General features: G+C 67.5%; 16 protein-coding genes. 10 read left to right on the top strand and 6 right to left on the bottom strand.

Annotation, left to right across the window (positions count from 1 at the left end):
* Positions 1-13 precede the first annotated feature (13 nt).
* From M2282_RS08385 to M2282_RS08395, 3 genes are all read left to right on the top strand, one after another.
* The gene (locus M2282_RS08385) at positions 14-3,607 is read left to right on the top strand and encodes a hybrid sensor histidine kinase/response regulator (RefSeq protein ID WP_280808321.1); all 3,594 of its coding nucleotides are present in this window, start codon (positions 14-16) and stop codon (positions 3,605-3,607) included.
* A gap of 20 nt (positions 3,608-3,627) precedes the next feature.
* A complete protein-coding gene (locus tag M2282_RS08390; protein WP_280808322.1) occupies positions 3,628-4,632 on the top strand; it encodes a response regulator transcription factor in 1,005 nt (334 codons plus the stop codon).
* A gap of 70 nt (positions 4,633-4,702) precedes the next feature.
* Entirely contained in the window at positions 4,703-5,428 is a 726-nt protein-coding gene (locus M2282_RS08395) for a hypothetical protein (protein WP_280808323.1), read from the top strand.
* A 10-nt stretch (positions 5,429-5,438) separates the two neighbouring features.
* Here M2282_RS08395 and M2282_RS08400 read toward each other — a convergent pair whose 3' ends face one another.
* On the bottom strand, positions 5,439-6,359 hold the full coding sequence (locus M2282_RS08400; protein WP_280808324.1) for a LysR substrate-binding domain-containing protein: 921 nt from the start codon (positions 6,357-6,359) through the stop codon (positions 5,439-5,441).
* Between the two features lie 103 nt (positions 6,360-6,462).
* On the opposite strand from M2282_RS08400, the gene M2282_RS08405 reads away from it, so the two are divergent.
* The gene (locus M2282_RS08405; RefSeq protein ID WP_280808325.1) at positions 6,463-7,701 is read left to right on the top strand and encodes a threonine synthase; all 1,239 of its coding nucleotides are present in this window, start codon (positions 6,463-6,465) and stop codon (positions 7,699-7,701) included.
* A gap of 92 nt (positions 7,702-7,793) precedes the next feature.
* Here M2282_RS08405 and M2282_RS08410 read toward each other — a convergent pair whose 3' ends face one another.
* Positions 7,794-8,420, bottom strand: a complete 627-nt coding sequence (locus tag M2282_RS08410) for a helix-turn-helix transcriptional regulator (RefSeq protein WP_280808326.1) — start codon at positions 8,418-8,420, stop codon at positions 7,794-7,796.
* Positions 8,421-8,521: 101 nt separating this feature from the next.
* Here M2282_RS08410 and M2282_RS08415 point away from each other — a divergent pair, with 101 nt between their 5' ends.
* A complete protein-coding gene (locus M2282_RS08415; protein WP_280808327.1) occupies positions 8,522-9,670 on the top strand; it encodes a threonine synthase in 1,149 nt (382 codons plus the stop codon).
* 9 nt (positions 9,671-9,679) lie between these two features.
* Here the strand turns inward: M2282_RS08415 and M2282_RS08420 are convergent, their stop codons facing one another.
* Both M2282_RS08420 and M2282_RS08425 read right to left on the bottom strand, forming a co-directional pair.
* Complete coding sequence (locus M2282_RS08420; protein ID WP_280808328.1) at positions 9,680-10,666, bottom strand: ornithine cyclodeaminase family protein; 987 nt, start codon at positions 10,664-10,666, stop codon at positions 9,680-9,682.
* Between the two features lie 53 nt (positions 10,667-10,719).
* Positions 10,720-11,028 carry a hypothetical protein gene (locus tag M2282_RS08425; protein WP_280808707.1) on the bottom strand — a complete coding sequence of 103 codons (309 nt, stop codon included), beginning with the start codon at positions 11,026-11,028 and terminating at the stop codon, positions 10,720-10,722.
* A gap of 181 nt (positions 11,029-11,209) precedes the next feature.
* Between M2282_RS08425 and secA the strand changes: the two genes are divergently transcribed.
* The 5 genes from secA to M2282_RS08450 are packed head-to-tail and all read left to right on the top strand — an operon-like array spanning position 11,210 to position 18,584.
* Positions 11,210-13,996, top strand: a complete 2,787-nt coding sequence (gene secA / locus M2282_RS08430; protein WP_280808329.1) for a preprotein translocase subunit SecA — start codon at positions 11,210-11,212, stop codon at positions 13,994-13,996.
* A 29-nt stretch (positions 13,997-14,025) separates the two neighbouring features.
* Positions 14,026-15,255, top strand: coding sequence for a bifunctional glutamate N-acetyltransferase/amino-acid acetyltransferase ArgJ (argJ, locus tag M2282_RS08435; RefSeq protein ID WP_280808330.1), 1,230 nt, complete (start codon positions 14,026-14,028; stop codon positions 15,253-15,255).
* Positions 15,252-16,127 (top strand): ATP-binding protein, encoded by an 876-nt coding sequence (locus M2282_RS08440; RefSeq protein ID WP_093438874.1) that lies wholly within the window; start codon positions 15,252-15,254, stop codon positions 16,125-16,127. Before argJ ends, M2282_RS08440 begins: the two co-directional genes overlap by 4 nt.
* Positions 16,124-16,582, top strand: a complete 459-nt coding sequence (locus tag M2282_RS08445) for a (deoxy)nucleoside triphosphate pyrophosphohydrolase (protein WP_280808331.1) — start codon at positions 16,124-16,126, stop codon at positions 16,580-16,582. The genes M2282_RS08440 and M2282_RS08445 overlap by 4 nt, the downstream gene beginning before the upstream one ends.
* Before the next feature lie 55 nt (positions 16,583-16,637).
* A complete protein-coding gene (locus M2282_RS08450; RefSeq protein ID WP_280808332.1) occupies positions 16,638-18,584 on the top strand; it encodes an acyltransferase family protein in 1,947 nt (648 codons plus the stop codon).
* Between the two features lie 12 nt (positions 18,585-18,596).
* Here M2282_RS08450 and M2282_RS08455 read toward each other — a convergent pair whose 3' ends face one another.
* Both M2282_RS08455 and zapD read right to left on the bottom strand, forming a co-directional pair.
* The gene (locus M2282_RS08455) at positions 18,597-18,809 is read right to left on the bottom strand and encodes a DNA gyrase inhibitor YacG (protein ID WP_280808333.1); all 213 of its coding nucleotides are present in this window, start codon (positions 18,807-18,809) and stop codon (positions 18,597-18,599) included.
* Complete coding sequence (gene zapD / locus M2282_RS08460) at positions 18,806-19,561, bottom strand: cell division protein ZapD (RefSeq protein ID WP_280808334.1); 756 nt, start codon at positions 19,559-19,561, stop codon at positions 18,806-18,808. Before zapD ends, M2282_RS08455 begins: the two co-directional genes overlap by 4 nt.
* Positions 19,562-19,571 lie beyond the last annotated feature (10 nt).

Genomic DNA, 19,571 nt, shown 5'->3' on the forward strand with positions numbered 1-19,571 from the left:
GATGGCACGAAAGATGCACCGAAACGGTGTGAATTCCGACGTCCCGCCCATCCCTTCCGACGACGCCCCCCAGCGCATCGTCAAGGTCCGGCGCGACTACAACAGCTGGGTCGCGAGCGAAACGCTTGAAGACTACGCGCTGCGCTACACGCCCCAGCGCTTTCGCAAATGGTCCGAATGGCGGGTGGCCAACACCGCCTTCGGGGCGGCGTCGTTCCTGATCCTCGAGGCGGTGGGGGCCACGCTGCTGGTGAAGTACGGCTTCGCCAACGCCTTCTGGGCGATCCTGGTCACGGGGCTCATCATCTTCCTGGCGGGACTGCCGATCAGCGTGTACGCCGCGCGCTACGGCGTCGACATGGACCTGCTCACCCGCGGCGCGGGCTTCGGCTACATCGGCTCGACGCTCACCTCTCTGATCTACGCTTCGTTCACCTTCATCTTCTTCGCGCTGGAGGCGGCGGTGATGGCCTATGCGCTGGAACTCGCGCTGGGCATTCCGCCGGTCTGGGGCTACCTGGTGTGCGCGCTGGTGGTCATTCCGCTGGTCACGCACGGCGTCTCGGCCATCAGCCGGCTTCAGCTGTGGACCCAGCCGCTGTGGCTGGTGATGCTGGTGGTGCCTTTCGTGTTCGTGCTCGTGCGCGATCCTGGTGCGTTTGCGGGAATCGTGCACTACAACGGGGTCAAGTCGGGCGTGCAGGGTTTTGATCTGCACCTTTTTGGCGCCGCCCTGACAGTCGGGATCGCGCTCATCACCCAGATGGGCGAGCAGGCCGACTACTTGCGCTTCATGCCCGCGCGCACCGCCACCACGCGCGGGCGCTGGTGGTCCGGCGTACTGGCCGGCGGGCCGGGCTGGGTGGTGCTGGGCGTCTTCAAGATGCTGGGCGGGGCGCTGCTGGCCTACCTGGCAATCACGCACATGGTGCCGGTGGAGCGCGCGGTCGATCCGAACCAGATGTACCTCGCGGCCTACGAGTACGTGTTCCCGAACTACGGCTGGGCGGTGGCCGCGACGGCGCTGTTCGTGGTGATCTCGCAGCTCAAGATCAACGTGACCAACGCCTATGCGGGGTCGCTGGCCTGGAGCAATTTCTTCTCGCGCGTGGCGCACAGCCATCCAGGGCGGGTGGTGTGGGTGGTGTTCAACGCGCTCATCGCCTTCATGCTGATGGAGATGAACGTGTTCGAAGCGCTGGGCGATGTGCTCGGGCTCTTCGCCAACATCGCCATCGCCTGGATGATGTCGGTGGTGGCCGACCTGGTCATCAACAAGCCGCTGGGGCTCTCGCCGCCGGGCATCGAGTTCAAGCGCGCGCACCTGTGGGACATCAACCCAGTGGGCGTGGGCGCGATGGCGCTGGCCTCGGTGCTGTCGATCACCGCGCACCTGGGCGTGTTCGGGCCGCTGGCGCAGGCGTTCTCGGCGCTGATCGCGCTGGGCACCGCGCTCGTCGCCTCGCCGCTGCTGGCGTGGGCGACGGGCGGCAAGTACTACCTGGCGCGGGCGTCGGATGCGACCGGCGCCGTGCCCTTCGCGCCGGCGGCGGGCGGGCGCGCGGTGCGCTGGGCGAAGGTCGAATCGGACGAAAGCGGCAGCTACCAGCGCCTGAAGGTGCAGCACTGCGTGATCTGCGAGCGCGAGTACGAAGGGCCGGACATGGCGCATTGCCCCGCGTATCAGGGCGCGATCTGCTCGCTGTGCTGCACGCTCGATGCGCGCTGCGGCGACCTGTGCAAGCCGCATGCGAGCCTGTCGTCGCAATGGTCGGCCGTGCTGCGCTGGCTGCTGCCGCGCCGCAGCTGGCGCTACCTGGACACGGGCCTGGGGCACTTCCTGCTGCTGATGCTGATCATCGTGCCGCTGCTGGCCGTGGTGTTCGGTGTGCTCTATCAACAGGAACTGAGGGCCCTCGCCGAAAGCGCGGTCGAACTTGCAACGCAGGCCGGGGTGGCCGAGGCGTGGGCAGGCGTGCAGCAGTCGGCGCTGCGCTCGGGTTTCCTCAAGGCCTACATGGCGCTGCTGGTCATCGCGGGCATCGTGGCGTGGTGGCTGGTGCTCGCGCACCAGAGCCGCAAGGTCGCGCAGGAAGAATCCAACCGCCAGACCCACCTGCTGGTGCGAGAGATCGAACTGCACCGCGAAACCGACCGCGCCCTGCAGGCCGCAAAACAGACGGCGGAAGAAGCACGCGCCGTGGCCGAGCAGGCCCAGCGCGCCGCCGACCAGGCCAACCAGGCCAAGAGCCGCTACATCAGCGCCATCAGCCACGAGCTGCGCACGCCGCTCAACAGCATCCTGGGCTATGCGCAGCTGATGGGCGAAGACCACTCGGTGCCGCCGCACCGCCAGCAGGCGGTGGCGGTCATCAAGCGCGGCGGCGAGCATCTGCTCTCGCTCATCGAAGGCACGCTGGCCATCGCGCACATCGAGGCCGGCAAGCTCACGCTGCATGCGCGGCCGATGCGCTTTGCCGACACCATGCGCGAGCTGGCCGACATGTTCGAGCTGCAGGCGGCCGAGAAGGGCCTGCAGTTCCGCTTCGAGGCGGCAGGCCCTTTGCCCGAGGTAGTGCGTGCCGACGAGAAGCGCGTCGGCCAGATCCTCATCAACCTGCTCGGCAACGCGATCAAGTTCACGGCGGCGGGACAGGTCACGCTGCGCCTGGCCTATGCACGCGAGTTCGCGGCCATCGAGATCGAGGACACGGGCCCGGGCATGACGGCTGCGGATATCGAGCGCATCTTCGAGCCCTTCACGCGCGGTAACGCGGCTGCCTCTTCGGCGCCGGGGGCGGGCCTGGGCCTCACCATCGCCAAGATGCTCACGGACCTGATGGGCGGCGAGATGAAGGTACAGAGCACGCCGGGCGTGGGCTCGCTCTTCTGCGTGCGGCTCTTCCTGCCGCGCGTGCACGACACGGCACCCGGCGCGAGCCGGCCGGTGCCGGTGACGCGGGCGCGCCGCGGCTACGAAGGCGCCCGCCGGCGCCTGCTGGTGGTCGACAACGAAGAGGCAGACCGCGAACTGCTCGACCATGTGCTCGCGCCGCTCGGCTTCGAGCTGCGCACGGCGGCCAGCGGCCACGACGCCCTCGACCTGATCGCCGCCGGCTACCGGCCCGATGCGATGTTCGTCGACCTTGCGATGCCCGGCATCGACGGCTGGGAAACCATCCGCCGCGCGCGCAAGCTCGGCCTCGCCGATGCGTCCGTCGCCATCGTCTCGGCCAACGCCTTCGACAAGGGGCTGGACAACGACGTGGGCATCGCGCCCGAAGACTTCTTCGTGAAACCCGTGCGCCACACCGAGTTGCTCGACTGGCTCGAGCGCCGGCTCGGCCTGAGGTGGACCGACACCGCCGCCGCCTTGCCGGCAGCCGTCGCGCCGAAGGTCATGCGGGCCCCTTCTCGCGACCGCCTGCGTGCGCTCGACGAAGCCGTGAGCCTGGGCTACTTTCGCGGCATCATGAACCAGCTCGACGACATCGACACCGAACAACCCGAGTGCATGGCCTGGACCGAGGCGCAGCGCGTGCTGGCGCGCCAGTTCCAGTTCGAGGCCATGAGCCGGGCGCTGGCCGACGCAGTGAGCGAGCCATGACCTCGAACCCATCACCCCCCATGCAGCCGTCGCCCCTCGCCCGGGCGCTGCGCGACGAAGGCGTCAACAGCGACCTCGTGCTGATCGTGGACGACGTCCCCGACAACCTCGCGGTGCTGCACGACGCGCTCGACGAATCGGGCTACACCGTGCTCATCGCCACCAATGGCGAACAGGCGCTGCAGCGCGCCGCGCAGGCCCGGCCCGACATCGTGCTGCTCGACGCGATGATGCCGGGCATCGACGGATTCGAGGTGGCGCGCCGGCTCAAGGCCGACGCGGCCACCGCGCACATTCCGATCGTGTTCATGACGGGCCTCACCGAAACCGAGCACCTCGTGGCCGCACTCGAAGCAGGCGGCGTCGACTACGTCACCAAGCCCATCAAGCCGAAGGAGGTGCTCGCGCGCATGAACGTGCACCTGCAGGGCGCGCGCCGCGCGCGGCAGGACGCACGGCAGGCCGGCCAGGCGCGCAATGCGCTCGATGCCTTCGGCTACGCGAGCATCACCGTGCGGCTGCCCGAGGGCCGGCTGATCTGGCAGACGGCGCTTGCGCGCGACCTGCTGCAGCGCTACTGCGAAACGCGCGCCCCCGAGACGCCGCCCGCGGTGCTCGAATGGCTGCTGCGCCACACACCCGATGCGCGCCAGCGCGGCATCGAGCCGCCCGCGCTTTCGATCGTCCAGGGTGCGAGCAGCCTCACATTGCGGCTGCACCAGCAGACCGGCCAGGACGACGACGGCGACGAGTGGATGATCATCATGCGCGAGGTGTCCGACACCGGCGTGATCGAGGCGATGAGCCTGAGCCTGAAGCTCACCGCGCGCGAGGCCGAGGTGCTGTACTGGGTGGTCAAGGGCAAGACCAACAAGGACATCGGCGAGATCCTCGGCAGCAGCCCGGCCACGGCCAAGAAGCACCTGGAGCGGGTGTACGTGAAGCTGGGCGTCGAGACGCGCACCGCCGCGGCCGGCGTGGCCATCAAGCGCATCCGCGAGCTGCAGCCCCAGTTCGAGATCTGAGTTCGTTGCGGCGCGTCACCGCGCCGACTTCCCGTCTCCCTAGAATGGTCCGAGGGCCTTGGGATGCGCGATGAAGAACAGGCAGACAACAACAATCCGACGACCGAATCACGGCTGGTACCACGGCTGGCTGCTGATGGCTTCCTGCGCGCTGGCGAGCCTGGGCGCGCAGGCCGGGGGCCATTTCGATGTCGACGACGCGGGCACGCTCGATCCCGGCCAATGCCAGTACGAAACCTGGTGGGGCCGCACCGGCGTCGAGCCGGTCACGGGCTTTCACATCGGGCCGGCCTGCCGGGTCGGACCCGTCGAGCTGGGGCTGAACATCGACCGGCTTTCGGTCCAGGGCGTTCACTCGGTCACCGCCGGGCCGCAGCTCAAATGGACCTTTTTCGGCCAGGCCGCAGACGCCCGGCTCAGCGCGGCCGTGTCGATGGGCACCGTGTCCGACCTGCGGCGCGGCGGCCGCATGGGCGGGCAGTTCGTGGTGCCGCTGACATGGCGGCCGGCCGACAGCCTGCAGCTGCACGCGAACCTCGGCGCCGACTGGGCGCTGGGCACCGGCGTGCGGACCCCGCGCGGCGGCGTGGCTGCCGAATGGGCGCTCAACGACGCCGTGTCCGTGATCGCCGAGCGCAATCGCGCCTCGGGTGCCTGGACCTCGCGCCTCGGCGGCCGCTTCAGCCTCACACCGCTGATCAGCGTGGACGTCAGCGCCTCGCGCACCCGGCCGGCGGGCGGGCGCAGCGTGACCGGTTTCGTGGTCGGGCTGAACCACGAATTCACCTGGAAGTGAACCGGCCGGCTTATCGCAGATAGCGCTGGATGCGCTTCTCGTCCTCGGCCAGCTGCAGGCGCATGAGCGAGATAAAGTCGCGCGCCGTCGCCGAGAGCACCTTGCCCGCGGGCAGCGCCAGGATGCAGGTGAAGTGAACGTCGATCGACAGCCGCCGCACCACCAGCCCGCGCTCCGCATAGTCGAGCGCGGTGATCGGATTGACCAGGCCCACCCCCAGGCCGCGCAGCGCCATCTCGCACACGCTGGCCGCATAGGGCGTCTGCACCAGCACCCGAAGCGCCACGCCGTACGGCGCGAGCGCGGCCTCCAGCCGCTGGTGCGAGGAGTCTTCGGGATTGAGCGAGAGAAAGGGCGTCTCCGCCAGCTGCTCCGGCTTGATGGTCTTGAAGCGCGCGAGCGCATGGCCCTCGGGCATCACGACCACGCCGGGCAAACGCGAGAAGGTGGAGTGGTCGATGCCTTCGAGCGAAAGCTCGTCGGCCATGAGGCCGAAATCGGAAATGCCCATCGCCACCCGGTCGCGCACGTCCTTGGAGCTCAGCACCTGCAGCGACACCTGAGGCCAGGGGCTCGCGCCGCGGTGCGCCTTCAGCCGGGCGAGGGCGCGCGGCATGAAGCCGAGGCCATAGGCAGGAAAGCAGCTGAGCTCCAGCTGCGTGAGGCCGAAATCGCGCAGGCTCTTCACGCGATGCTCGATGGCGTCCATGCCGATGAACACCCGCTCCACCTCGACCCACAGCGCGCGCGCCTCGGGCGTGGGCACCAGCCGCCCGCCGGTGCGCTGGAACAGCACCATCCCCGCCTGCGCTTCGAGCCGCTTGAGCGACTGGCTGATGGCGGGCTGCGTCACATGCAGCAGGGCCGCGGCCTTGCGGGTGGAGCTACCGCGCATCAGGGCACGAAAGGTTTCGATTTCGGTGAATCGCATCGGCGGTCAGCGATAAGTTTATTTATCGATTGAGTATCTGGATGTGCGTAATTTTATTTCCGGTTGCATAAGAATCGGGCACAACCTCCAACCCGCCCCTCCCGTGACGCCCTCGCCAGTTCTGGACTTCAAGTTCGCCGCCCTGCCGGCAAACCCCTCGGCCACGCGTCCGGGGGACCCCTCCTACCCTTCATCCAGCGGCCTCGCCCGGACGCTCAAGCCGGTGCGCAATCCGCGCCTGCAGGGGTTGCAGTGCCTGCGCTGCGATGCGCTCTACCCGGTCACGCTCACGCACAGCGGTTGTCCCGCCTGCAAGCGCGCGGGCTTTCACGTGGCGCTGCGTGCCAGCTACCTGCCCGATGGCGTCGATGCCATCCCCATGCCCTATGCGCCGGGCTTTACCCTCGGCGAGGGCCAGACACCGATGCTGGAGATGCCGGAGCTGGCCCGGCATTTCGACGTCGCGCGGCTGAATCTCAAGGACGAAGCGAGCAACCCCACCGGTTCGCACAAGGACCGGATGACGGCGGTGGGCGTGGCGCAGGCGCTGGACTTCGGCGCCCACACGCTGGTGCTCGCCTCGTCGGGCAACGCGGCGGTATCGGCGGCGCACTACGCGTGGGCCGCGGGCCTGCGCTGCGAGGTGGCCACCTACGAGGGCATGCCGGCCACCTACACGCGGCAGCTCGACGCGCTGGGGGCGCGGCGCTATGTGTTCGCCGACAACGCCGGCCGCTGGGCCTTCGTGCGCGAGCGTTCGCAGTACCCGGGCTATCTCGCGCTGACCAACTACCGCTTGCCCGCGCTTGGCAGCGCGCCGCTGGCCATCGAGGGCTACAAGACCATTGCGCCCGAGTGCGTGGCCGACGCCGGCCTGCCGGACCACGTCGTGATTCCCACAGCGCGCGGTGATCTGGCCTGGGGCATCTATGCGGGCTTTCGCGACCTGCTGGCCGCGGGGCGCATTCCGCGCCTGCCGCGGCTCTGGCTGGTGGAGCCGTTCCCGCGCCTTGCGCGCGTGTTCGCGGGCGGCGCGATCAACGGGAGCTACCCCGGCCACACCGCGCAGTTCTCGACGGCGGGCGCCACGGTGACGTACCTGCAGTGGCAGGCCGCGACGGCCACCGGCGGCGGCGCGGTGGTGGTGAGCGACGAGGAGGCCCGTGCGGCACGGCGGCTTCTCACGGCGGCCGGCGTGAGCGCCGAGCTGTGCGCGGCCGGCGGGCTGGCCGCGTTGCGGCAGCTGCGGGAGAGCAAGGCCATCGCGGCCGATGCGCATGTCGTGCTGATGCTTACTGCCAACGCATCGAGCGATCCGAGCTGGCCCGACCCGGCCGTCTGAAGCCGAGGAATCTCCCATGCCGACGATGCATCGCCGGGCCTTTACGGCCGCCGGCAACGGGTTGCGCGCGAGATCGGCCCGCAGCCGGGTCGCTACTTCGCGTCGCTGTACACGGTGGCGCGCGAGACGCCCATGTGCGCCGCGGCAATCTCGGCGCCGCGTCGAATCTCCAGGAATCCCGCTTTCTTCAGCTCCTGCACCAGCTGCTTGCGGTCGGCGGGTTTCAGCGATCGCGAGGTGGTCGCGCGCGATGCGGCGAACTCGTCGATGCGCGCGTGGATGCGCCCCGAATGGCCTGCGCCGGTGGCCAGGCTCTCGTGCACCTCGCGGTCGTCGATGCGCGTGAACTGCGAGATCGCGCCCTGGAAGCTCTGGAACAGCGTGAGGTCGACGTTCAGGCACAGCGCGGCCACGTACTCGCCGCTCTCGTCCTTCACGCCGATAGAGGTGCTCTTGACCTTGCGCCCGTCTGAAAAGGTGTTCGCGTAGTTCGCGATCACCGCCGGGTATTCGGGATCGCGGATGCGCGCCAGCCCGAGTTCGGTGACCGATTGCCCCACCTGCCGCCCGCTCAGGTTGTTCTCGATGGCGTAGATCGCATTCTTGGGGTTGCTGAGGTCGTGCACCACGACTTCGCAGAAGGGCGCGAAGGTCTCTCCCAAGCCTTCGGCCATGTTGCGCAGCATCTCCAGGAGCTGTTTGTTCGACTTCTTTTTCATGCCGGGAATGTATCCAGGTCTGGACGAAGAATCCAGATTGTACTAAAAGTACATATCTGGATATATTATCCAAATCTGGAAAGATTTCAGGAGAGACGCGAATGACACGCCACGAACCCGCACGCTATATCGATCCCCGCACCGGCAGGACCCACGAACTCTTGGAACGCCGCTGGCGCTCCGACGACGGCCATCCGATGATGGTGACGCCGCTGCCCGGCATCACGCCCGACGACATCGATTCGCGCGAGCGTTCGGTGTGGCGCTACCGCGCGGCGCTGCCGATGGCGATCGACAAGCCGGTGAGCCTGGGCGAAGGCTGTACGCCGCTGGTGCAAAAACGCTGGGGCGGCTTCGAGCCGTACTTCAAGCTCGAATGGTTCAACCCGACCTGCAGCTTCAAGGACCGCGGCGCGGCCGTGATGATGTCGTTCCTGCGCCAGCTGGGCATCGACGCGGTGCTGGAAGACAGCTCGGGCAACGGCGGCGCGGCCATCGCCGCATCGGGCGCGGCGGCGGGCATGGGGGTGAAGGTGCTCGCGCCCAGCTACACGCCGGCGCCCAAGGTGGCGCAGATCCGGGCCTTCGGCGCCGAGGTGCAGCTCGTGCCGGGGCCGCGCGAGGAGTCCGAGCACGAGGCGGTGCGCCAGTCCGAATCGATCTTCTATGCGAGCCACAACTGGCATCCGTTCTTCCTGCAGGGCACCAAGACGCTGGCCTATGAACTCTGGGAAGACCTGGGGTTCGTCGCGCCCGACAACGTGGTGATTCCAGCGGGCGCGGGCAGCAATGTGCTCGGATGCTGGATCGGCTTCAAGGAACTGCTGGCCGCGGGGCAGATCGCGAAGCTGCCGCGGATCTTCGTGGCGCAGCCGCTGAATTGCTCGCCTGTGGATGCGAGCTTTGTTGCGGGCGTGGACACACTGGTGGATCGCATCGTGAAGCCCACGATCGCCGAGGGCACGGCGATCAAGCGACCGGTGCGCCTGCAGGAGATTCTCCAGGCGCTGCGGGAGACGAACGGCAAGACGGTGACGCTGACGGAAGAGCAGATCGCGGCAGCGGTGCGTCGGCTGGCTTCGACGGGCCTCTATGCCGAACCGACGTCCGCAACGGCCGCTGCGGCCATCGATGTGCTGGCGCAGCGGGGCGACATCAAGGCCGGTGAAACCACGGTCGTTCTGCTGACCGGCACGGGATTGAAATCGACGCAGTTCATGACCGAGCTGTTCGGCGGCGCTGCCGCCTGATCCATTGATCTACCAGGGCCAGGCGAGACGGGTGCCTGTGCCCGTTGCGTTCGCGCGCTCGTGGAGCAGGCGCGCCACGGTCAGGTCCTGCAGTGCAAGGCCGGTCATGTCGAAGACTGTGATGTCGCCGGGAGCGCGGGCGAACGGGGTCTTGCCGCTCAGCAGGTCGCCCAACTCGGTGTTCGGCGTGTCGGGCGCCCATTGGGTCTCGCCGATCTGCTGTGCCTGCGTGCGGTCGTCGACGAAAAGACGGGCGCGCGCCAGGAGGCCTTCGGGGAGTTCGCGCTTGCCTCGCGTGTCGGCGCCCACGCAGTTCAGGTGCGTGCCGGGTTGCACGGCTTCGAGATCGAACAATGCGCCGCCGCCCGGCGTCGCGGTGATCACGATGTCGCTCTGTGCGACGGCGGCGTTGCGGTCGGCGGCGGGCGCGATGCTGCAGCGCGCCGCGAAGTTTTCCTCGAACGCGGCGTTGCTGCCGCCATCGGTGCCGACATAGAAAACTTCGCGCAGCGAGGGCAGCAGGCGCAACGCGAAGTCGAGCTGGATGCGCGCCTGCACGCCGGTGCCGAAGATGCACAGGCGCGTGCTTTCGGGTCGTGCCAGTTGCTGCAGGCCGAGCCCGCCGGCCGCGCCAGTGCGCACGGTCGTGATCGCATTGCCGTCGATCACGCACAGCGGCCGGCCGGTGGCGGGGTCGACCAGGAGGATCGTCGCCTGGTGCGGCTCGCCGCCACGCTGCCGGTTGGTGGGCCAGAAGCCGGCCGCCTTGAAGCCGAGCAGGCCCTGCGCCTGCACGTCGCCCGACTTGATGCCGAACACGCCGCCGGTGGACAGGGGCTCGCGCACGACCGGGAAGACGCGGCCTTCGCGGCCGCTGTGAAGGACGAAGGCCTCGCGCACGGCTTGGAGCACATCGTCGGGGGAGAGGAGGGCGTTGACCTGGTGCTTGTCGAGCAGCAGGAGCAGCGCGTCGGCGGGCGACGTCGAGGGTGTCATCTGGAAATATTATCTACTTTCAGACGAAAAATCAATCAGGGACGAGTGTCGGATCAGCGTCCCGTGTGCACTTTGATCCGGATCGTCGCGACGTCCCAGCCCCTGTTCTTGAGCCGCGTCACCAGCATCGGTGCGAGCTGGCGCAGCTTGGCGGCCGCTGCGCTGCCCTTGACCAGCAGGCACCACACGTCCCCCTCGGCGGGCCCCGCCTGCACGGCGCTGCGCATGGCCGGCGGGATCAGGCCCTCCACGGCCTTGAGGCGTTCGGCGCTGTCGCGCGCGCGCGCCATCAGGCTCCCCAGCGTGGGGGAGTCTTCTGCAGCCCGGTGCAGGCTGACGGCGGGGGGAAGGCGGCGATACATCGGTAATCCGGCAGACAGAAACAAGACAGCTAAAATGCCCGGTTTGCCGGCGTTCGCGCCGGAAAAAAGGCTGCTCACGTCGAACTTGATTTCGAAACGAGCGCGCCCAACTGCTTTCACCATATCTTAGGGAATCCGGTCGCAGTGCCTGTCGTGTCAGGCGCCCGCCCATCTCCACCCAATGGCAACCAACTTCCTGACCCAGATCTTCGGCAGTCGCAACGACCGGCTCCTCAAGCAGTATCGCAAGACGGTGGAACGCATCAATGCGCTCGAACCCGAGTTCGAGAAGCTCAGTGACGACGCGCTGCGCGCGAAAACGCAGGAGTTCAAGGACCGGGTGGCCAAGGGCGAAAGCCTCGACGCCCTGCTGCCGGAGGCCTTCGCCACGGTGCGCGAAGGCTCTAAGCGCGTCATGAAGATGCGCCACTTCGACGTGCAATTGCTCGGCGGCATGGCGCTGCACAACGGCAAGATCTCCGAAATGCGCACCGGCGAAGGCAAGACGCTGACCGCCACGCTGCCGGTGTACCTGAATGCGCTGTCCGGCAAGGGCGTGCACGTGGTCACGGTGAACGACTACCTCGCCAGCCGCGACGCCAAGTGGATGGGCCGGCTCTACAACTTCCTGGGTCTCACGGTGGGCATCAACCTGCCGCAGATGCCGCGCGAGGAAAAGCAGGAAGCCTACGGCAGCGACATCACATACGGCACCAACAACGAATACGGCTTCGACTACCTGCGCGACAACATGGTGTACGAGCCGGGCGACCGGGTCCAGCGCGTGTTGAACTTCGCGATCGTCGACGAGGTGGACTCGATCCTGATCGACGAAGCCCGCACCCCGCTGATCATCAGCGGCCAGGCCGAAGACCACACCGACCTCTATCTCGCCATCAACAAGGTGGTGCCCCTGCTGACCAAGCAGGAAGGCGAGGCCGACCCCCGCACGGGCGAAGGCGTCACGGTGCCCGGCGACTTCACGGTCGACGAGAAGACGCACCAGGTGTTCCTGACCGAAGACGGCCACGAGAACGCCGAGCGCATTCTGGGCGAGCTCAAGCTGATTCCCGAGGGCGCGTCGCTCTACGATCCGGCCAACATCACGCTGATGCACCACCTGACGGCGGCGCTGCGCGCACGCCACCTGTACCACCGCGACCAGCACTACGTGGTCCAGCAGGGCGAAGTGATCATCGTCGACGAGTTCACCGGCCGCCTCATGACCGGCCGCCGCTGGAGCGACGGCCTGCACCAGGCCGTGGAAGCCAAGGAAGGCGTCGAGATCCAGGCCGAGAACCAGACGATGGCCTCGATCACGTTCCAGAACTACTTCCGCCTGTACAACAAGCTGGCCGGCATGACCGGCACGGCCGACACCGAGGCCTACGAGTTCCAGGAGATCTACGGTCTCGAGACCGTCATCATTCCGCCGAACCGCATCAGCAAGCGCGACGACCAGCTCGACCGCGTCTACAAGACCACGCGCGAAAAGTACGAAGCGGCGATCCAGGACATCCGCGAGTGCTACGAGCGCGGCCAGCCGGTGCTGGTGGGTACCTCGTCGATCGAGAACTCCGAGATCATCGACGGCCTGCTCACCCAGGCGGGCCTGCCGCACCAGGTGCTCAATGCCAAGCAGCATGCGCGCGAAGCCGACATCGTGGCGCAGGCCGGCCGCGCGAAGATGATCACCATCGCGACCAACATGGCCGGCCGCGGCACCGACATCGTGCTGGGCGGCAACATCGAGAAGATGATCGAGGCCATCGAGAACGACGAAGGCCGCGACGAAGCGACCAAGCAGGCCGACATCGCGCATGTGCGCGAGGAGTGGACCAAGGACCATGAGTTCGTCAAATCGCTCGGCGGCCTGCGTATCATCGCCACCGAACGCCATGAATCGCGCCGCATCGACAACCAGCTGCGCGGCCGTTCGGGCCGACAGGGCGACCCGGGCTCCTCGCGCTTCTATCTGAGCCTGGACGATCCGCTGATGCGCATCTTCGCGGGCGACCGCGTGAAGGCGATCATGGACCGCCTGAAGATGCCGGACGGCGAGGCCATCGAAGCGGGCATCGTCACCCGCAGCATCGAGAGCGCGCAGCGCAAGGTCGAGGCGCGCAACTTCGACATCCGCAAGCAGCTGCTCGAATACGACGACGTCTCGAACGACCAGCGCAAGGTAATCTATCAGCAGCGCAACGACATCCTCGACGCGGCCGACCTCACGGCGCAGATCGCCGCGCTGCGCGAAGGCTGCTTCATGGACCTGGTGCGCCAGTACGTGCCGGCCGAATCGGTCGAGGAGCAGTGGGACCTGGAAGGCCTGGAGAAGACGCTCTTCACCGAGTGGGGCCTGGACATGCCGCTCAAGAAGGAGGTCGAGGCCTCCGACGCGATCTCCGACGAGGACGTGCTCGAGAAGGTGGTCAAGGCCGCCAACGAGACGTTCGACGCCAAGCTGGCGCTGATCGGTCAGGAGAACTTCACCCAATTCGAGCGCATGGTGCTGCTGCAGAGCATCGACACCCACTGGCGCGAACACCTGGCCTCGCTCGACTACCTGCGCCAGGGCATCCACCTGCGCGGCTATGCGCAAAAGCAGCCCAAGCAGGAATACAAGCGGGAAGCCTTCGAGCTCTTCGGCCAGCTGCTCGACTCGGTGAAGAACGAAGTCACCCGCCAGCTCATGACAGTGCGCGTGCAGTCGGGCGAGCAGCTCGAGGAAGCCGCCGAAGCGATGGAAAGCCGCGGCGAGAACGTGGCCAACATCACCTACAGCGCGCCGACCGAGACCGGTGAGGTCGAAGTGCGTGTCGACGAGGAAAGCCAGCGCCGCCTTGCGGCCGTCGGCACCGGCGCCCTGAGCGCCGAGGCTGCCGCCTTTGCCCGCGTCGGCCGCAACGACCCCTGCCCCTGCGGCAGCGGCAAAAAATACAAGCAGTGCCACGGCAAGCTGAGCTGACGTCCCGAACCTTTCATTGAGAGAACCCCATGCCCGTGAACCTGTCCGCCCCTGATCCCGCCGCCTTGTTCGCGGTGCCCGGCGTTCGCATCGGCGTGGCCGAAGCGGGCGTGCGAAAGGCCAATCGCAAGGACCTGACCGTCGTGCTGATCGACGAAAGCTCGGCGGTCGGCGGGGTGTTCACCCAGAACCGTTTCTGCGCGGCGCCGGTGCAGGTCTGCCGCGACCATCTGGCGGCCAACTACGGCATCCGCGCGATGGTGATCAACACCGGCAACGCCAACGCCGGCACCGGCGAAGACGGCCTGATGCGCACGCGCTCCACCTGCATCGCGCTCGCGCGCAAGCTGGAGATCGCGCCCGAGCAGATCCTGCCGTTCTCCACCGGCGTGATCATGGAGCCGCTGCCCGTGGACCGCATCGAAGCCGGCCTGCCCGCCGCGCTGGCCGACGCTTCCGAGAACCACTGGGCACGTGCCGCCGAAGGCATCATGACCACCGACACGATCCCCAAGGCGTTCAGCCAGAAGGTCCAGATCGGCGGCGCCACGGTCACCATCACCGGCATCAGCAAGGGCGCCGGCATGATCCGGCCGAACATGGCGACCATGCTGGGCTTCATGGCGACCGACGCGAAGATCGATCCGTCGCTGATCCAGCCGCTGGCCAAGCTGCTGGCCGACGCCTCGTTCAACCGCGTGACTATCGACGGCGACACCTCGACCAACGATTCGTTCGTCGTCATCGCCACGCAGAAGGCGGCGCACGCGACCATCACCTCACTGGACTCGGCCGACGGCCAGGCCCTTGTGGCGGCGATGCAGAACGTTGCCCGCCTCCTGGCGCAGGCCATCGTGCGCGACGGCGAAGGCGCGACCAAGTTCATCACGATCCAGGTGGAAGGCGGCCGCGATGCTGCCGAGTGCAAGCAGGTCGCGTACGCGATCGCGCATTCACCGCTGGTCAAGACCGCGTTCTACGCCAGCGACCCGAACCTGGGCCGCATCCTGGCGGCCGTCGGCTATGCAGGCATTGCCGACCTCGACCAGACCGGCATCGACCTGTTCCTGGATGACGTGCACGTGGCCGTGAAGGGCGGGCGCAACCCGTCGTACCGCGAGGAAGACGGCCAGCGCGTGATGAAGCAGAGCGAGATCACGGTGCGCGTGGGCCTCGGCCGCGGCACAGCGAGCGAAACGGTCTGGACCTGCGACTTCAGCCACGAATACGTGACCATCAACGCCGATTACCGGTCATGAACGAGCAGTTCCAGAAGCTGATCGAGCGCGCCGAACAGCTGATCACGCGCATCGAATCGATCCTGCCGCAGCCGCTGTCCGCGCCCGCTGACTGGAACGCCTCGATCGCCTGGCGCTACCGCCGCCGCAACTCCGGCCACGGCGTGCTGGAACCGGTGAAGCACGTCGCCACGATGGCGCTCGATTCGCTCAAGGAAATCGACGTCCAGAAGGAAAAGATCGAGCGCAACACGCGCCAGTTCGTCGAAGGCAAGCCGGCCAACAACGTGCTGCTGACGGGCGCGCGCGGCACGGGCAAGTCGTCGCTGATCCGTGCCTGCCTGCAGGCCTATGCACCGCAGGGGCTGCGCCTCATCGAGGTCGACAAGGCCGAGCTGGTCGACCTGCCCGACATCGTCGAGGTGGTGTCGCAGCGCCCCGAGAAGTTCATCGTCTTCAGCGACGACCTGAGCTTCGACGAGGGCGAGCCGGGCTACAAGGCGCTCAAGTCGATCCTGGACGGGTCGATTGCCGCGTCGACGCCCAACGTGCTGATCTATGCGACCAGCAACCGGCGCCACCTGCTGCCCGAGTACATGAAGGAAAACCTCACGTACACCCACACCGACGATGGCGAGGTGCATCCGGGCGAGGTGATCGAGGAGAAGATTTCGCTGTCCGAGCGCTTCGGCCTCTGGGTGAGCTTCTATCCCTTCAGCCAGAACGAATACCTGACGATCGTGGGGCAGTGGCTCTCGTCGTTCGGTGTCGATGCGGCCGCCATCGCGGCGGCGCGGCCCGAGGCGCTGGTCTGGGCGCTGGAGCGCGGATCGCGCAGCGGCCGCGTGGCCTACCAGTTCGCCCGCGACTACGCGGGGCGGAGCAACGCGTGAGCGCACAAGAGAACGGCGCGCGCAAGCACACCGAGGTCGCAGTCGGCGTGCTGATCCGCCTGACCGACGACGCCTTGCTGCTCTCGACCCGGCCCGAAGGCAAGGCCTACGCGGGCTACTGGGAGTTTCCGGGCGGCAAGATCGAAGCCGGCGAAACCGTCGAAGAAGCCCTGCGCCGCGAGCTGCACGAAGAGCTCGGCATCACCATCGAAGGCGCCTCCGTCTGGAAGGTCACGGAGCACGACTATCCGCATGCGCTGGTGCGCCTGCACTGGTGCAAGGTGACGGCATGGACCGGCGAGTTCGAGATGCGCGAAGGCCAGGCGATGGCGTGGCAGCAACTGCCGCTGGACGTGGCGCCGGTGCTGCCCGGCGCACTGCCGGTGCTCGAATGGCTGGTGCAGGAGCGCGGCCTGCCCGCGTCGGCGGCGCTGGCCGTCTCGACCCTGGCCTGATGCGGGCGACCGGCCGGCACGACGGCCGCACAGTGCCCGCGGCCTGACCCCGAAGATGCATCCCAAGTACCGCCCCGACATCGACGGCCTGCGCGCCGTCGCCGTGGCGTCGGTGCTGGCCTTTCATGCGTTTCCCGATGCGCTGCCGGGCGGCTTCATCGGGGTCGACATCTTCTTCGTGATCTCGGGTTTCCTGATCACGACGATCATCATGCAGAGCCACGCGGCGAGCGATTTCAGCTACCGCGACTTCTATGCGCGGCGCATCCGGCGGATCTTTCCGGCGTTGATGGTGGTGCTGGTGGCGACGCTGGCCTTTGGCTGGTATGCGCTGCTGCCGCGGGAGTTCGCCGAACTCGGCAAGCAGGCGGCGGGCGGGGCGGCCTTCGTGGCCAACTTCATCTTCTGGGGCGAGTCGGGGTACTTCGATACCGCGGCCGAGACCAAGCCTTTGCTGCACCTGTGGTCGCTGGGCATCGAGGAGCAGTTCTATATTTTCTGGCCGCTGCTGCTGGGCGTGGCGTGGCGGCGGCGCTGGCCGGTCGTGCGGCTCTTGTGGGTGATCGCGGTGGCGTCGTTCCTGGTCAACGTGATGACCGTGCATCCGTTCCGCGAGGCGGCGTTCTATTCGCCGCTGTCGCGCTTCTGGGAACTGATGGTCGGCGGCATCCTGGCGTGCATGCGGCTCAAGCCGGTCGCGCCGAGCGCGTGGCGCAGCCATGTCCAGTCGGTGCTGGGCGTGGGGCTGATCGTGCTGGGGCTCGTGATGACGCGCAGCGACAAGGCCTTTCCGGGCTGGTGGGCGCTGCTGCCGACGCTGGGGACGGTGAGCTGCATCGCGGCCGGGCCGGGCGGGGTTCTCAACAAGTACCTGCTCTCGAACCGGGTGATGGTGTGGATCGGCCTCATCAGCTACCCGCTCTACCTGTGGCACTGGCCGCTGCTGGTGTACGCGCGGATCGTGGCGGAAGGCAATCCGTCGGCGTGGGTGCGTGCGGGTGCGGTGGTTGCGAGCGTCTTGCTGGCGTGGGCCACTTACCGGTTTCTCGAGCGCTTCACCCGGGCGCGCACGAGCGTCGGCATGCTGCGCGCGCTGGCCGGTTCGGGCGTGGCGGTCGCGCTGGTCGGTGTGCTGGCACTGGGCGGCATGCCGCCGCGCAACGGCAGCGATCTGCTGCGCAAGGTGACCGACGCCACGGTGGACGACAACTACTACGACGGCTTCAAGCAGGAAAAGCTCGGAGCGCATAAGGTCGAGCGCACCGGCAACGGCGCGCGCAAGGTGCTGCTGATCGGCGACAGCCATGTGCAGCAGTACGCGCCGCGCGCGCTGGAGCTCGCGCGCAGTGCGCCGGGGCAGATGGCCACGGCGTACTTCGCCACCTATGGCGCCTGCCCGCCTGTGCCCGGCGTGCTGTCGGATGGCAATGAGGGCTGCGACAAGGCGCGCACCGGCATGCTCGAACTGGCGCTCGATCCGCGGATCGACACGGTCGTGGTCGGCGCCTGCTGGAACTGCTACTTCACCGGGAATTTCCCGCTGGCCTTCTACTTCCAGGACAGTGGATCGGCCTACCCGATCAACAACGGGGGGCCGGGCCTCGCGCGCTCGCTCGACGCGCTCGAAAAGCTGCTGACGACACTGGTCCAAGGCAAGAAGAAGGTGTACCTGCTGCTGGACAACGCACGCAGCGTGGAGTTCGAGCCGCGTCGCCTGATCGAGGGCAACCGCATGGGGCGGATGACGGCGCTGACCAGCACCACCACCGGCCCGTTGCCACCCGAGCAGGCGCAACTCAACGAGCGGCTCAAGCGCATTGCCGCTTCGAGCGGCGCGGAGGCCATCGACGTGCTGGCGCAGCTTTGCCAATCGGGCGAATGCGTGCGTTCCATGCCTGACGGCACGCCGGTCTACAAGGACCGCGAGCACCTGCGGCCCTTCTACGTGCGGGCGCACGCGGGCTATCTGGACAAGGTGTTTCTGGGTGACGGCAGCCGTTAAAGCGGCAGCGTTCTACTGGAGCTTGGGGTCGCCGAACGGATCGTCGTCGGGCGGCGCCTCGGCCGGCATGCGGAATTCCTCGCTGGCCCAAGCGCCGAGATCGACGCCCTTGCAGCGTGCGCTGCAGAAGGGGCGATAGGGGTTGGAGGGCGCATAGATGCTGTCGCCGCCGCATGCGGGGCAACGGACGATCCGCTCGCCTTTGTCGTTCACCTTGCCCGTCATGCGCAGAGTGTCAGTTCGAAGGGCGCGTCTTCCGTGCTCTGATGCAAACGGTCGTCGGCCTCGTGCCGCATGAGCCGGACCGAAACCATGAGGCGATTGCCGCTGATTTCGGGGACCAGCCCGAGCCGGGGATCGATGCGCAGCCGCAGCAACTGGAAGCTGCGCCCCTGCGGCAGGTTCTGCTGGAACTGCCCGTTCGTGGCGATGACCTTGTAGGGCACATCGGCGTCGCGCAGAAGCTTGAGCAGGAGGTAGATGGACGAGGCCAGCGGCGAGAGCGTGTTCGACCAGCGCTCCACGTCCGCGCGGCGGCTCGCCGGCGCGCGGTGCTGCCAGGCGTGATAGGCGGGCAGGTCGAACTCGCAGGTGCCGCCCGGAATGCCGGCACGGCTGCGGATGCTCATGAGCCACTCGTTTTCCGTCAGCGCCTGGCCGGCCTTGCCGGCGACGCCGTTGAGCGCGGCGAAGTTGCCTTCGAGCTGGCCAACCACTTGGTCGAGCACGGTTTCCGCGATGGCCGGATTGCCGCGGTAGCTGTTGAAGACGTTCTTGTGCTTGTCGAGGTCTCGCAGCACATCGGCCTTGAGGTCGGCGCGCGCCGCCACGTCCATGATCTCGAAGATCGTGATCAGGGCGTAGTGGTGGGAGAGCGGCGATTCCGAGGGCACCAGTTCTCCGAGGCGACGGAACAGGTGTTCCAGCCTCAGGTAGGTGCGGATGCGCTCGTTGAAGGGGTACTCGTAAAGGATCACGCGTTTTTAT

The sequence above is a fragment of the Variovorax boronicumulans genome (assembly GCF_029892485.1).
GTDB lineage: Bacteria > Pseudomonadota > Gammaproteobacteria > Burkholderiales > Burkholderiaceae_C > Variovorax > Variovorax boronicumulans_B.

What these genes read in the sequence shown, in the direction of transcription:
- M2282_RS08390 (WP_280808322.1), top strand. Translation starts at nt 3,628, where the DNA reads ATGCAGCCGTCGCCCCTCGCCCGGGCGCTGCGCGACGAAGGCGTCAAC.
- M2282_RS08450 (WP_280808332.1), top strand. Translation starts at nt 16,638, where the DNA reads ATGCATCCCAAGTACCGCCCCGACATCGACGGCCTGCGCGCCGTCGCC.
- M2282_RS08410 (WP_280808326.1), bottom strand. Translation starts at nt 8,420, where the DNA reads ATGAAAAAGAAGTCGAACAAACAGCTCCTGGAGATGCTGCGCAACATG.
- secA (WP_280808329.1), top strand. Translation starts at nt 11,210, where the DNA reads ATGGCAACCAACTTCCTGACCCAGATCTTCGGCAGTCGCAACGACCGG.
- M2282_RS08420 (WP_280808328.1), bottom strand. Translation starts at nt 10,666, where the DNA reads ATGACACCCTCGACGTCGCCCGCCGACGCGCTGCTCCTGCTGCTCGAC.
- argJ (WP_280808330.1), top strand. Translation starts at nt 14,026, where the DNA reads ATGCCCGTGAACCTGTCCGCCCCTGATCCCGCCGCCTTGTTCGCGGTG.
- M2282_RS08400 (WP_280808324.1), bottom strand. Translation starts at nt 6,359, where the DNA reads ATGCGATTCACCGAAATCGAAACCTTTCGTGCCCTGATGCGCGGTAGC.
- M2282_RS08415 (WP_280808327.1), top strand. Translation starts at nt 8,522, where the DNA reads ATGACACGCCACGAACCCGCACGCTATATCGATCCCCGCACCGGCAGG.
- M2282_RS08455 (WP_280808333.1), bottom strand. Translation starts at nt 18,809, where the DNA reads ATGACGGGCAAGGTGAACGACAAAGGCGAGCGGATCGTCCGTTGCCCC.
- M2282_RS08440 (WP_093438874.1), top strand. Translation starts at nt 15,252, where the DNA reads ATGAACGAGCAGTTCCAGAAGCTGATCGAGCGCGCCGAACAGCTGATC.
- M2282_RS08425 (WP_280808707.1), bottom strand. Translation starts at nt 11,028, where the DNA reads ATGTATCGCCGCCTTCCCCCCGCCGTCAGCCTGCACCGGGCTGCAGAA.
- M2282_RS08395 (WP_280808323.1), top strand. Translation starts at nt 4,703, where the DNA reads ATGAAGAACAGGCAGACAACAACAATCCGACGACCGAATCACGGCTGG.
- M2282_RS08385 (WP_280808321.1), top strand. Translation starts at nt 14, where the DNA reads ATGCACCGAAACGGTGTGAATTCCGACGTCCCGCCCATCCCTTCCGAC.